This is a genomic window from Moritella sp., assembly GCF_013215705.1.
In the GTDB taxonomy this organism is placed as follows: Bacteria; Pseudomonadota; Gammaproteobacteria; order Enterobacterales; family Moritellaceae; genus Moritella.
The window spans coordinates 78,156-91,777 of the sequence record NZ_JABSQR010000006.1 but is presented as its reverse complement, the minus strand read 5'-3'; the positions used below and the strand labels follow the sequence as shown (position 1 = coordinate 91,777).

The window sequence follows — 13,622 nt, the reverse complement described above, 5'->3', positions numbered from 1 at the left end:
CTTATCGTCGTAATTCCCTTTCTAGTGTCTATTATTAGGTTAGTCGATTAGTAACAGGATGTGAGTTTAGGGATGAAGAAAGCGACTTTACACAAAAAAAAAATAGGTATTGCGAGGCAATTGCTCGTATCAATCATGCTTATCAGCTCTATTTTTACATTACTCATTACAGGTTTGAATGTCTATCTTGATTATAAAGAAGATATCTCAGGTATTGAAACTCAGCTTGATCAAATAAAACAAAGTTATTTATCCAGTTTAACGGCAAGTTTGTGGATTGAAGATCGTGAACACTTAACGCTGCAGGCAGAGGGGATAATGCAGTTACCAAGTGTTAATTATCTCGAAATTAGAGATGACAGCGGCATTGTCCTGCAATTAGGAAAACCGCTTGTTGAATATCAGTATAATGTAACTTGGCCAATGCAGCATCACTTTGCCAGTAAGACGTTTGAGCTGGGTATATTTAAGGTTCAGGCCGATCTTTATCCTATTTACAAAGGCTTGTGGGATAAATTTGTTGTCTTGTTATTATCGCAAGCAGTGAAGACCTTCATGGTTGCACTTTTCATTATTTTTGTGGTGTATAAAATTATTATTCGCCCCTTGACTGAGATGTCAGATGCGGTCAGCAAATTTGATAGCGAACAATTACCACAACCGCTTGAGCTAACAACGCGGTTATTTGATGATGAAATCACCACTCTCACCACCAGTTATAATGCCTCGGTTAAACACACCCGCCATCACTATCGCGAACTTGAAACTGCAAAACGTCAAGCTGAAAATGCCAACTTGAAGAAAAGTGAATTTTTGGCAAATATGAGTCATGAGATCCGCACACCAATGAATGGGGTCATTGGTACAGCATCCTTATTACAAGAAATGCCAATGGGGAGGGAGCAGAAAGAGTTTGTTGATATGCTTTACTCTTCGTCTATTACGCTACTTGATTTGATTAACGATATTCTCGATTTCTCAAAAATAGAGTCTGGCCAACTTATTCTGGCGAAAAATCCATTGAATCTATTTGAGTTATGTAAAGAGATTGAATCCAACTTTTCTATTATCGCGAGACAGAAACAGATCGCGCTAGTCTGTCATATTGATGACAACATACCTGATATGGTACTCGGTGATATTACGCAATTACGTCAAGTTTTGAATAACCTATTATCTAATGCGATCAAATTCACTTCTTTAGGTTGTGTTCGTTTGAATATCAAATTAATGGTTCGTAAAGATAATAATGCCGGAGTTATGTTTCAGGTTATTGATAGTGGTATTGGCATTGCTGCTGAGAACCAACAAAAAATATTTGAAAAGTTTCAGCAAGCAGATGGCAGTACAACACGTAATTATGGTGGTACGGGTTTAGGTTTAGCCATTTGCCGTAGCATTGTAAAATTAATGGATAGTGACATTCTTGTTTACAGTAAGCCAGGTAAAGGTAGCCGCTTTGAGTTTGCTGTGCAATTCGAATCTATTGACGAATCATTGCTGAGGTCTGATTCAGAACAAAGTCTTGCCGGGTTATCTATATTGTTGATCGATGACAGTATGTTGAATATGCGAATTACCTCTGCGCAATTGAAAAGTTTTGGGGCGACATCGATATGTTGTGATGATCCCTGTTTAAGCAAGAACGTTGTACTTGATGCGTTAGATAAAGGTAAGCCTTTTGATTTAGTTATCATCGATAAAGTGATGCCGACAATGGACGGTTTTACGGTTGCGAAACAATTACAAGATGAGTTTGCTGAACTCACTCCTCGGTTAATGCTTATGTCTGCAGAGGCTCAAGTAGGTGATGATGTATTGGCAAGACAACTCGGGGTAAGAGCATTTTTGAGTCGTCCTTATAAAGCCGATGTATTAAAAAAGGTTGTACTTCAAACGCTGATGAATGAGCAGCCTAAGCAAATTGAAACTGCTGTAGAGCAAACCGTGGCTGCCGATGAAATGCAGGTGTTATTGGTTGAGGATACCTTAATCAATCAGAAAGTAACTAAGATGATGTTACAAAAGCTAGGCATTGTAGTTACGATTGCTGGCAATGGCCAAATAGCGGTAGACTTATGTAAAGAGCAAGGGTTTAATTTAATATTGATGGATTGTCAGATGCCTGTACTTGATGGCTTTGATGCGACAAAAATTATTCGCGACAGTGAAACTGCTGGTCAGCACACTCCCATCATTGCATTAACCGCGAATGTACTGCAAACCGAAAAAGATAAGTGCTTTGCGGCTGGGATGGACGATTTTATCGCTAAGCCCGTCAGTAAACAGGTATTAACCCTGATGTTACAGAAACATTTATCGCCTTGGTTAGCGGATACGCCTTACAAGTATACCGTGATAGACATTGATACAGCGTAGCTGAGGGGCGCAAACATAAAAGGCGAACAATATACATTGTTCGCCTTTTTTAGATATGGTCGTGGTTATTTTGATTTTACCTCGATTACCTTCTTTGGCTACGGTCGCTAAGTTTTGTGCGTCTTTACTAAATTGGCTAAATTTAGCGGCGAAACCGTCCTTGCTCAACCCGTTTTTTCTCTTAATCCACGTATGGACGTTGAGTTATCGAGTGACGTGATTAATAAAGCAAAGTTTATTGTAGAATAACAGAGACCTAATCTAGCTTTAATATGCGCTATTTACTGTCGAACACCGAGTATTTAAGTCAACTTTTGCAATTATATTCAATTTTTTTTTAATAAATTCATTTTTCTGCTTGAAGCGTTCAATTTCGCCCCCATATTTATTTTCAATCGCAGAGATAACCTTGCAAGGCGCGGGTTGTCAGTGATGGGGAAAGTATTTTAATTGACTTGAAATTACTTTAACCATCACCATTTATTCTGTATCAAATTTGTAAATGAAAGTCTTTATTGGAGAATTACGATTATGGGTAGAATCATTGGTATCGATTTAGGTACAACGAACTCTTGTGTATCAATCTTAGATGGCGACACTGCTCGCATAATCGAGAATGCTGAAGGTGATCGTACTACTCCGTCAATCATCGCTTATAGCGCAGATGGTGAAACGTTAGTTGGTCAGCCTGCAAAACGCCAAGCTGTAACTAACCCTGAAAACACGTTGTTTGCAATCAAACGTATGATCGGCCGTCGTTTTGAAGATGAAGAGATCCAACGTGATATCAAAATCATGCCTTTCAAAATTGTGAAAGCTGACAATGGTGATGCATGGGTTGAAGTTAAAGGCGAAAAGATGGCTCCGCCACAAATTTCTGCTGAAGTTTTGAAAAAAATGAAGAAAACTGCTGAAGACTATTTAGGTGAAGCAGTAACTGAAGCCGTAATTACGGTACCTGCATACTTTAACGATTCACAACGTCAAGCAACGAAAGATGCTGGTCGTATTGCTGGTCTTGATGTTAAACGTATCATCAACGAACCAACTGCTGCTGCATTCGCTTATGGTGTAAACACAGCTAAAGGCGACAGCATCGTAGCTGTATATGACCTTGGTGGTGGTACATTCGATATCTCTATCATCGAAATCGATGAAGTTGATGGCGAAAAAACGTTTGAAGTATTAGCGACTAACGGTGATACGCATTTAGGTGGTGAAGATTTCGATACACGTCTAATCAACTACCTAGTAGCAGAATTCAAAAAAGAACAAAACTTTGACCTAACAAACGATCCGCTAGCAATGCAACGTCTAAAAGAAGCTGCAGAAAAAGCGAAGATCGAACTATCTACAACACAACAAACAGATGTTAACTTACCTTACATTACTGCTGATGCAACAGGTCCTAAACATTTAAACATCAAAGTGACACGTGCTAAATTAGAATCTCTAGTTGAAGACCTAGTTAAAGCAACGATGGAACCACTACGTATTGCATTACAAGATTCAGACCTAGCAGTTGGTGACATTAACGACATCATCCTAGTTGGTGGTCAAACTCGTATGCCTATGGTTCAAGCGGCTGTTACTGAGTTCTTCGGTAAAGAAGCACGTAAAGACGTTAACCCTGATGAAGCTGTAGCGATGGGCGCGGCGATTCAAGGTGCGGTACTTTCTGGTGAAAAAACAGACGTACTTCTTCTAGACGTTACACCTCTATCTCTGGGTATTGAGACTATGGGTGGTGTTATGACTAAGCTTATCGAGAAAAATACAACTATCCCGACTAAAGCGTCACAAACATTCTCTACTGCAGAAGATAATCAATCAGCGGTAACCGTTCACGCAATCCAAGGTGAGCGTAAACGTGCTGCAGACAACAACTCACTAGGTCAATTTAACCTAGAAGGTATTCGTCCTGCACAACGTGGTATTCCACAAATCGAAGTTTCATTCGATATTGATGCGGATGGTATCTTACACGTATCTGCAACTGATAAAGATACGGGTAAAAAACAAAAAATTACAATCCAAGCATCGTCTGGTCTTTCAGAAGAAGAAGTAGATGCAATGGTACGTGATGCTGAAGCAAACTCTGCTGAAGATGCTAAATTCGAAGAGCTAGTACAAGCACGTAACCAAGCTGATGCAATGGTTCACGGTACGCGTAAGCAAATTGAAGAAGCTGGCGAAGCACTACCTGCTGATGAAAAAGAAAAAATTGAAACAGCAATTGTTGAGCTAGAAGCAGCAATTAAAGGCGACGACAAAGAAGCGATTGAAGCGAAAACTCAAACGTTAATGGAAGCGGCTCAAAAATTGATGGAAATTGCTCAACAGCAAGCTCAAGCACAACAAGCTGGCCCAGAAGCCGGTGAACAGCCAAAAGAGAAAGATGTAACTGGTGATGTTGTTGACGCTGAGTTCGAAGAAGTGAAAGAAGACAAAAAATAATAACGCCTAAGTTATTCGTTTTTAAATAGCAAAGGCGTTGGTGCTTCACCAACGCCTTTCGTGTATCTAAATTATTTCAATTTAAGCTGATTATTATGTCAAAACGCGATTATTACGAAGTGCTAGGTGTATCACGCGACGCTAGCGAAAAAGATGTTAAAAAAGCCTATAAACGCATGGCTATGAAATATCACCCTGATCGAACTAAGGGTGATAAAGCGATGGAAGAGCAATTTAAAGAAGTTAAAGAAGCTTATGAAGTGCTAAATGATGCACAGAAAAAAGCGGCTTATGACCAATATGGACATGCAGGTTTAAATCAACAAGGCGGACACGGTGGTCAAGGTGACTTCGGTGATATCTTTGGCGATGTATTTGGTGACATCTTTGGCGGCGGTGGTGGCCGTGGTCGTCAGCAACGTGCTGCACGTGGTAGTGATCTGCGTTATAACATGGAACTTACCCTTGAAGAAGCGGTGCGTGGTGTAAGTAAAACAATCCGCATTCCAAGCCAATGTCATTGTGAAGTATGTAATGGTTCTGGTGCTAAAACAGGTACTAAAGCAACAACTTGTAGTACTTGTCATGGCCAAGGCCAAGTGCAAATGCGTCAAGGTTTCTTTGCTGTAAACCAAGCATGCCCAACCTGTCATGGTAAAGGCAAAATCATTAAAGATCCTTGCCGTAAATGTCATGGTGAAGGTCGTTACGAACGTAGCAAAGATCTCAAAGTAACGATTCCGGCAGGTGTTGATACTGGCGATCGTATTCGCTTAACTGGCGAAGGTGAAGCGGGGGATATGGGCGCCGGATCCGGTGATCTATATGTGCAAGTCAGTGTGCGTCAACATGCTATTTTTGAGCGTGACGGCAGCAACCTGTACTGTGAAGTGCCAATTAGCTTTGCCCATGCCGCTATCGGTGGCGAAATTGAGGTACCGACCTTAGACGGTCGCGTTAAATTAAAAATACCTGCTGAAACACAAACTGGTCGTATGTTCCGTTTACGCGGTAAAGGCGTGAAATCAGTACGTGGCGGTGCGACGGGTGATCTACTGTGTAAAGTAACACTTGAAACGCCGGTCAAGCTAAACGCTGAGCAGAAAGAGTTGTTACAGCAGTTTGAAGCATCATTAAACAATGCGTCGGCAAAGAAACATAAGCCAAAGTCAGAAGGTTTCTTTGACGGTGTGAAAAGCTTCTTTGATGATTTTACTAAATAATTAAGTCATTTTATTGATTTTACTATTATAAAGCCGCCGTTTTTACGGCGGCTTTATTTTTATCCATTATTATTACTTTTCTCGACTCTACTCAATCGCTCTTGATGGCATAAGTACTACGTAAAAATGCTTGGGTTAGTTGCTGATATATTGTGTCTATACTTGGACGTTCTTGAATATGCTCAAACAAACAAGTGTGCGCATTCGCCTTCACTAATGGTGTCTTACCTAACATTCCATAACAAAGATTGACCGGTTTAATTAATTCATCGAGCAGTACATCAATTAATATAAATGCTTGCGCCAGAACGATTTTACGGCCGCCTTTTTTTAGTATGACGCGCTGTGCAGTACCAACAATTTTTCGACCATTAATATTTAAGTTGTAATCACCATCGCAATAAGAGAAGGGGGTTGCAGCCGCGTTACTTTCTAATCCATATTGAGAAAAAAAGTCCTTTAGCACAGTACACAAATGTACATAAGCAGTAGCCGTAGAGTAAGCTGTTTTTTCTGGCCAAAGATAGATGTGGGATAAGTTGATGATACCGGGTGATTGAGGCACTGGCGCGCCCCCTGTTCGTCTCGATAATACCTGCCAAGATTGTTCTGCAAGCGCTTGTTTCAGGGTATTCGATTCAGGCCATTTATTCCCTGCCGGTAATACCAGTGTTGGTGTCTTAGCTTGCCATAACATTAAACATTGGCTTAATTCATCCTGTTTTATTTGGGCAATGAATTGTGCTTCTTTAGCGAAAGCATTATCGATATCGATACTTTTAAAACGGATGGATTTATTTTTAGGTGGCAGCATTTTAAAGTCTATAGTTTGGACCGTTACTGCTACTTTAAGCTTTATCACCTGTAACTACAAACTCTTAAGTTGGTGTAATATAGATTAACTGAGCGTGATTTCATCTTGTTCTTCGGTATTTCTGGTTACAGGATATTTAATAAATTGTTGATGTGTGATTGATTACACAGATATAAACCTGCCCATTAGTATGAAATTGATTACACTTTCATACTGAATTGAAATATCACTATATCATCAATTATTTAGCTGTTATTTAACGGTTATGGGGGTTAAATGTATTACGGTTTTGATATTGGCGGTACCAAGATAGAATTTTCGGTATATAACACAGATCTTGAGTGTGTTTTCAATGAGCGGATCCCCGCACCTACCGAAGATTACGAAGAATTATTAGATGCACTTGATACCTTTATTTTTAAAGCCGATAAAGAGTTTGGTTGTAAGGGCATGGTTGGTATCGGGTATCCAGGGGTGATGGACCCAGAAACTAATACCACCATTTGCCCTAATTTACCCAGTTTACATGGCCAGAATTTACAAACTGATTTACAGAAACGTATTAGTCGTGACGTAAAAGTGCAGAATGATGCCAACTGCTTTGCGCTATCAGAATGTTTTAAGGGTGCAGCGGAAGACGCCGATATTGCTATCGCGGTGACTTTAGGCACAGGTTTAGGTGGTGCCATTTGCATAAATAAAACCATTTTGTCTGGGCATAACTTTGGCGCAGGTGAGTTTGGTCATATGGCTATTCCTGGCACCATGTTACAACGTTATCCTGAGCTTCCATTGACTCATTGTGGATGTGGGGGGCATTCTTGTTTAGAAACTTATTGTTCAGGCACTGGACTTGCTGCGTTATATAAATTTTACAAAATCCATATCGATGGTTCATGTAACGAAGAACAGGCGCTGAAAGGCCCGGATATTATTGCTGCATATGAAGCGAATGATGCCGTAGCAGTCAAAACCGTGACGGTATTTTTAGATATTTTAGCCGCTGCACTAGGCAGTTTGATTATGATCCTTGATCCCCATGTGGTGGTGTTCGGAGGTGGCTTGGCGCGCTTTGAGGCCTTGTATACTCAACTACCTGAAAAGATAAAGGCTTATGTATTTGATAACATGAAATTGCCGCAGTTAAAGCAAGCCGAATTTGGTGGTGAAGGCGGTGTTCGTGGTGCAGCGCTGTTGAATTATAAATAGTCTTTCTATACGTTTTCCCCAACTGATTAGAGCGTAAATGGTTTCTATAAAGGCGCTTCTTCAGGCCTTTATTTAGTTGCATAGTATGAAATTAGTATGGTTTAACTGAATTTCTATTAATGAAGTCCCGCATCAGTGTTATCTTTAAATTTAAGATATTAATTTATCTCTTATTTTTCAAGGGTGAACATGTCACAAGCTCAGATAATCAAAGCCAAAATAAATGAAAATACCCAATCTATAAACATACTGTCTACAGAGCAGCTGCTTAACGCTTGGCATAAAGTAACAGGCCAATCCATTCAGGAACTCATGACGTCTGTTAGATATGTATCAAATTTTGCAGCTGCAGCCCTAGATTCGGTTACAGCGATGAAAGTTATAAACGATTTAGGTATAACCGGTAAAGTGGTACTGAAAACTGTAGGTGCTAAACAATATGTAATATTTAAAGGTTATGCTGGTGTACGCTCTATTTTTACGGCTACTCGCTACTTATCTACCAATGTTAAAGTTGTAGATATGGCAATTGGACAGGTCGGCGTTAGGAATTCAATAATATCAGGAACTCGATTAACTATTTACCTGATTGTACCAATGAATATTATTAATGTAATTTTGAGTGATGAGCAATCGATGTCAAGGTTGATTGGTTCTACAGCAACCGATCTAGTTAAACTTGGTGTTGCAGTTGCTTTGGCTGGTTTAGTTTCTGCTTCTGGTGTTGCGGCAACTTATGCTGTTGGTCCATTGCTTATCGCTATAGCAGTTGGATTATTAGTTAGTGTAACGCTTGATGCTATTGATAATCATTTTGGCGTTACAGATGCTTTGATTAAATTTATAGATGATTCAGTTGATAATACTATTGGTAATTTTTCAAGAGAAATTAACCGAGTTGAACGTGAATTGAAGTGGAGAATTATCAATGGTTTACCACTCGGATTGAGTGGATTTAACTAAAATGATAAAAATAAAGGATCACATAGTCTTGATAATTGCTGATTTAGCCGCATTCTTAGCTTGTATTTATGTTTACATTGAATATATAAACATTACTAAAAATGTTTACGAACTTGTTGATAATATTACACTTCAAAGTAATTATGGATTCTTTTTTATCTCTATTATAATTCCAATCATTCATGGTGTTAGTTGTATTAAAAAAAATAATCTTAATACAAGATATGTTAACTACGCTTTTATTTTTATTTTTTTATGTTTATTGGTAACTAATTTTTGGTTTGATTTTTGGTTAGAATCGAAGGTTGTGGATGCTGGATATACTTACTGTGAAGCAATGAGTAAATCAATGAGAATGATAGATTTTAACGTTTACTTAAAAGCAGGTGTGGAATGTCTAAAATAATAAGCACTTTTATTTTAATACTCACTTTTTATATTGAACCAAGCTATGCAGCACTGATAGTCACTCCGCTGGATCTAAAATGTGGCGTATATATTTCAAATTATGATGGCATTGAGCATTATTCAACAAGCAGTAATGTGTCATTGATCGGGCAAAAAAAAGATATAGAAGGATCGACACTCATTGGTGAAAATGAAAAATATGAATTTTGGGTTTTTACGAACGGTGTTATGTCTAGAGGAACCGCTTATCTCATCACCAGTTTTCAAGTCGCTATTAAGGTTAAAGCGACGGATGAATTTTTTCATGCTGTGAGTGACACAAGTTATGATCCAATGGTTTTACCAAAACAAGCCAGAATAAGTTTGATTAAATATTTCGATAACACTTTTCAAGAAGAGGGAAGTCTATTTTTTGAATGTTTATCTCTGAAATTTTTAGATTAATAATCAATTGATGTCAATTAAGCCGTAGTCAGTAGAAAAAATTTATGTTCTCCCTTGTTTTTATACAAATCGCCCATACCTAGTTATTTAAGCAACACAGTTACTGTGTTTATCATTAAGAATTATGGAAGTTTAATTATGTCTGAATTTGCAACAAGTGAACAAAAAGGTAGTTACGGTATTGGTCTACAAATGGGTCAACAGCTTGCTGCTAATCCATTCGAAGGTCTAGACATTTCAGCTGTTCAAGCTGGTCTTGCTGATGCGTTCGCTGGTGTAGACAGCAAAGTTAGCGATGAAGAGCTAAACGATGCTTTTAAACTGATCCATGAGAAATTAGAAGCTGAAAAAGCTGAAAAGTCTAAAATATTTGCTGCTGAAGGCGAAAAGTTCCTAACTGAAAATGCAGAGCGTGAAGAAGTTACTGTAACTGAATCTGGTCTACAGTATGAAGTTATCGCTCGTGGCGACATCGAGGAAAAACCAACTGCAGAATCTACAGTGCGTGTTCATTACCATGGCATGCTAACTGACGGTACTGTATTTGACAGCTCTGTTGAACGTGGTCAACCTGCTGAATTCCCAGTTGGCGGCGTTATCGCTGGTTGGACTGAAGCACTACAACTAATGAACGTTGGTGATAAATTCAAGCTATCTATCCCACACAACCTTGCTTATGGCGAACAGGGCGCAGGCGCTGCAATCGGTCCATTCCAAGCGCTAGTATTTGAAGTAGAACTATTAGACATCATCTAATTAGTCCTATATATACCCAAGTTACTTCAAGATGCTATATCAGAGACGAGCAGGGATAACAGAACAAGGCGCAATATGTAGATAATGGTTATCCATTTTCAAATATTGCAACGCTGTGCTGTTATTCCTGCTCGCCTCCCGTAGGGCAAAACGAATGAAGGCATCTTCGGCGTTATGAAGTCTTGATTTAGAATAACTAAATCCTCGACTTCATGCCTTGAATATACTCTTCATTCGGTTTGCTGATTGTGCATCTTGACGTAGCTTGGGTATAAACTAGCTAAACGCCTTGTTCATCGCGATATGAGCAAGGCGTTTTTTTATGTCTGAAATATGCTTTTAGTTCATTCGTTGGTACTATATCTGCATGCTCTGCGTTTTTTCATTAGTCGTAATATCTTAAATTTGAACTACCTATAAAGATATAAATTTGTTGTGTGGCTGATATAGTTGCTGCTGAGCTAATATTATTTAGGTAAGATGATTTTTGATTTAGATCAATTGATGGATAATGAGTAATGGCAACGTATAACGATTTTAACTGGAAATATGCATTAGTATTTTTAATTGTGTTTTTAACAATACCAACGATGCACCTATGGGCTGGCCTATTTGGTATCTTCGGTTGATTGCTAATATTCAGTATAACAAAACCCGCCTTCTAACAATTAGAATAGCGGGTTTTTTTATGCCTAATTTTTATGCTTAAGAAACGCAAGTTAGCGTTGTTGATGTGTTTCGAGGAGTGCTATTATCAAAGTACTTTAACTATTTGATTAATAATAAACACAGGGAGAAGTCTAGATGGGACAAGCGGTAAGAATTGCGGTGATGGGTTGTAATGGTCGTATGGGCCGTACGATTTTAGAAGCCATTCAAGATAGTGATGGTGCAGCCATTGTTGGTGCAGCAATCGAACGCCCTGAGTGTAACTTCTTAGGCGCGGATGTTGGAGAGTTAGCTGGTCTTGGTTCACTCGGTGTTAAAGTAGTTAGTAGCCTTGCTGACGTGGTGAATGACTTTGATGTTATTGTCGATTTTACCGCGCCAGAAGCAACCTTGCAGCATCTTGAGTTTGCGGTTGCGAATCATAAGAAAATAGTGATTGGTACAACTGGGTTTAGCGATGAACAAAAACAACTGATCCATGATGCCGGTAAGTCGACAGGCGTGGTATTTGCGCCCAACATGAGTGTTGGTGTTAATGTGATGTTTAAACTGTTAGAAATGGCGGCTAAGGTCATGGGTGATTACACCGACATCGAGATCATTGAAGGTCATCACCGTTATAAAGTGGATGCACCGTCTGGTACAGCATTAGGTATGGGCGAAGTGATTGCAAATACACTTGGTCGTGATCTGAAAAAAGTGGCAGTTTATGGCCGCGAAGGTAATACCGGTGAGCGCGATCGCGAAACCATTGGTTTTTCGACTATTAGAGCCGGTGATCTGGTTGGTGAGCATACCGCTATGTTTGCTGACATCGGCGAACGCATTGAAATTACACATAAAGCATCAAGCCGTATGACATTTGCAAAAGGTGCTATACGTGCATCAACTTGGGTATTTGCCCAAAAGCAGGGCTTGTATACAATGCAAGATGTGCTGGATCTTAAATCTTAAATTAAAAACGTAATAAAACAGTTGCGTAACATTTGTTTTATCTGTATTATCCGCGGAATTTGCCAAAATTTAGTAATTCAGAGATTGTTTTTTTTTAATCTCGAATTACTATGCTGTGTGACAGCCTGGGGTAAATAGTTGATTTATTTTATTATTTTTCTATCTATTTTTTGGAGGTTGTCTTGAGTAATATCGCCTTGTTGGTGTTGGAAGACGGAACAGTATTCCGTGGTGTGTCTATCGGTGCAGAAGGTCATTCGGTAGGTGAAGTAGTTTTTAATACTTCAATGACGGGTTATCAAGAAATATTAACCGATCCTTCCTATTCTCGCCAAATCGTTACTCTCACTTACCCACATATCGGAAACACCGGTACAAATGATGAAGATGCAGAATCTTCAGATGTTCATGCTTGTGGACTAATCATTCGAGATCTTCCTTTAGTTACTTCTAATTTCCGTAATCAACAATCACTTACTGACTATCTAAAAGAACGTAATGTTGTTGGCATCGCTGATATTGATACCCGTAAACTTACCCGTATTTTACGTGAAAAAGGTGCGCAAGCGGGTTGTATCATCGCAGGTGAAAGTATAGATGAAGCGAAAGCATTAGAACTTGCTAAAGCATTCCCTGGCCTAAAAGGCATGGATTTAGCGAAAGAAGTAACAGTGAAAGAAGCATACGAATGGAACCAAGGTAGCTGGACATTAATGGGTGGTTTACCAGCTGATGCGACAGACTCTCGCTTCCACGTGGTTGCTTATGATTATGGTGTTAAGCGCAATATCTTACGTATGTTAGTTGATCGCGGCTGCCGTATCACGGTTGTCCCTGCGCAAACATCGGCGAAAGATGTACTGGCATTAAACCCTGACGGTGTGTTTTTATCAAACGGCCCCGGTGATCCAGAACCGTGTGATTATGCAATCGCAGCAATCAAAGAAATTTTGACTACAGATATTCCAGTATTTGGTATTTGTTTAGGTCACCAATTACTTGCATTAGCAAGTGGTGCTAAAACATTAAAAATGAAGTTCGGTCATCACGGTGCTAACCATCCTGTAAAAGACTTGGAACGTGGCATAGTGATGATTACGGCGCAGAACCATGGTTTCGCAGTTGATCAAACCACATTACCTGACAATCTAATAATGACGCACAAATCATTATTTGATGACTCTTTACAAGGTCTTCATCGTACAGATAAACCTGCATTTAGCTTCCAGGGTCACCCTGAAGCAAGTCCTGGTCCACACGATGCAGCTCCACTTTTCAATCACTTTATAGAGTTGATGGAAAAGAGTATGGAAAAAAGCCAAGCCTAAGCCTGATACCTAGTAGAG

Annotated in this window: 11 protein-coding genes; 10 read left to right on the top strand and 1 reads right to left on the bottom strand. The window is 39.3% G+C overall.

The features are described 5' to 3' along the window. The first annotated feature begins 72 nt into the window (after positions 1–72). The 3 genes from HRT96_RS03660 (at position 73) to dnaJ (ending at position 6,059) form a co-directional block, all read left to right on the top strand. The gene (locus HRT96_RS03660; RefSeq protein ID WP_293152358.1) at positions 73–2,379 is read left to right on the top strand and encodes a response regulator; all 2,307 of its coding nucleotides are present in this window, start codon (positions 73–75) and stop codon (positions 2,377–2,379) included. Between the two features lie 531 nt (positions 2,380–2,910). Then, positions 2,911–4,836 (top strand): molecular chaperone DnaK, encoded by a 1,926-nt coding sequence (dnaK, locus tag HRT96_RS03655; protein ID WP_293152355.1) that lies wholly within the window; start codon positions 2,911–2,913, stop codon positions 4,834–4,836. Positions 4,837–4,931: 95 nt separating this feature from the next. Continuing rightward, positions 4,932–6,059: a molecular chaperone DnaJ gene (gene dnaJ, locus HRT96_RS03650; RefSeq protein WP_293152352.1), complete on the top strand. Its 1,128-nt coding sequence runs from the start codon at positions 4,932–4,934 to the stop codon at positions 6,057–6,059. 91 nt (positions 6,060–6,150) lie between these two features. On the opposite strand, the gene HRT96_RS03645 is transcribed toward dnaJ, so the two are convergent. Then, positions 6,151–6,873, bottom strand: a complete 723-nt coding sequence (locus HRT96_RS03645) for a lipoate--protein ligase (protein WP_293152348.1) — start codon at positions 6,871–6,873, stop codon at positions 6,151–6,153. A gap of 276 nt (positions 6,874–7,149) precedes the next feature. On the opposite strand from HRT96_RS03645, the gene HRT96_RS03640 reads away from it, so the two are divergent. From HRT96_RS03640 to carA, 7 genes are all read left to right on the top strand, one after another. Beyond that, positions 7,150–8,082, top strand: a complete 933-nt coding sequence (locus HRT96_RS03640; protein ID WP_293152345.1) for an ROK family protein — start codon at positions 7,150–7,152, stop codon at positions 8,080–8,082. 189 nt (positions 8,083–8,271) lie between these two features. Beyond that, on the top strand, positions 8,272–9,045 hold the full coding sequence (locus HRT96_RS03635; protein WP_293152342.1) for a hypothetical protein: 774 nt from the start codon (positions 8,272–8,274) through the stop codon (positions 9,043–9,045). A gap of 1 nt (position 9,046) precedes the next feature. After that, the gene (locus HRT96_RS03630; RefSeq protein ID WP_293152339.1) at positions 9,047–9,451 is read left to right on the top strand and encodes a hypothetical protein; all 405 of its coding nucleotides are present in this window, start codon (positions 9,047–9,049) and stop codon (positions 9,449–9,451) included. Beyond that, on the top strand, positions 9,439–9,897 hold the full coding sequence (locus HRT96_RS03625; RefSeq protein WP_293152336.1) for a hypothetical protein: 459 nt from the start codon (positions 9,439–9,441) through the stop codon (positions 9,895–9,897). Before HRT96_RS03630 ends, HRT96_RS03625 begins: the two co-directional genes overlap by 13 nt. A 138-nt stretch (positions 9,898–10,035) precedes the next feature. Further along, the gene (locus HRT96_RS03620) at positions 10,036–10,653 is read left to right on the top strand and encodes an FKBP-type peptidyl-prolyl cis-trans isomerase (protein WP_293152333.1); all 618 of its coding nucleotides are present in this window, start codon (positions 10,036–10,038) and stop codon (positions 10,651–10,653) included. 804 nt (positions 10,654–11,457) lie between these two features. Next, positions 11,458–12,276, top strand: coding sequence for a 4-hydroxy-tetrahydrodipicolinate reductase (gene dapB / locus HRT96_RS03615; protein ID WP_293152330.1), 819 nt, complete (start codon positions 11,458–11,460; stop codon positions 12,274–12,276). A 182-nt stretch (positions 12,277–12,458) separates the two neighbouring features. Beyond that, on the top strand, positions 12,459–13,604 hold the full coding sequence (carA, locus tag HRT96_RS03610) for a glutamine-hydrolyzing carbamoyl-phosphate synthase small subunit (RefSeq protein ID WP_293152326.1): 1,146 nt from the start codon (positions 12,459–12,461) through the stop codon (positions 13,602–13,604). Positions 13,605–13,622: the final 18 nt, after the last annotated feature.

What these genes read in the sequence shown, in the direction of transcription:
- HRT96_RS03660 (WP_293152358.1), top strand. Translation starts at nt 73, where the DNA reads ATGAAGAAAGCGACTTTACACAAAAAAAAAATAGGTATTGCGAGGCAA.
- dnaK (WP_293152355.1), top strand. Translation starts at nt 2,911, where the DNA reads ATGGGTAGAATCATTGGTATCGATTTAGGTACAACGAACTCTTGTGTA.
- dnaJ (WP_293152352.1), top strand. Translation starts at nt 4,932, where the DNA reads ATGTCAAAACGCGATTATTACGAAGTGCTAGGTGTATCACGCGACGCT.
- HRT96_RS03645 (WP_293152348.1), bottom strand. Translation starts at nt 6,873, where the DNA reads ATGCTGCCACCTAAAAATAAATCCATCCGTTTTAAAAGTATCGATATC.
- HRT96_RS03640 (WP_293152345.1), top strand. Translation starts at nt 7,150, where the DNA reads ATGTATTACGGTTTTGATATTGGCGGTACCAAGATAGAATTTTCGGTA.
- HRT96_RS03635 (WP_293152342.1), top strand. Translation starts at nt 8,272, where the DNA reads ATGTCACAAGCTCAGATAATCAAAGCCAAAATAAATGAAAATACCCAA.
- HRT96_RS03630 (WP_293152339.1), top strand. Translation starts at nt 9,047, where the DNA reads ATGATAAAAATAAAGGATCACATAGTCTTGATAATTGCTGATTTAGCC.
- HRT96_RS03625 (WP_293152336.1), top strand. Translation starts at nt 9,439, where the DNA reads ATGTCTAAAATAATAAGCACTTTTATTTTAATACTCACTTTTTATATT.
- HRT96_RS03620 (WP_293152333.1), top strand. Translation starts at nt 10,036, where the DNA reads ATGTCTGAATTTGCAACAAGTGAACAAAAAGGTAGTTACGGTATTGGT.
- dapB (WP_293152330.1), top strand. Translation starts at nt 11,458, where the DNA reads ATGGGACAAGCGGTAAGAATTGCGGTGATGGGTTGTAATGGTCGTATG.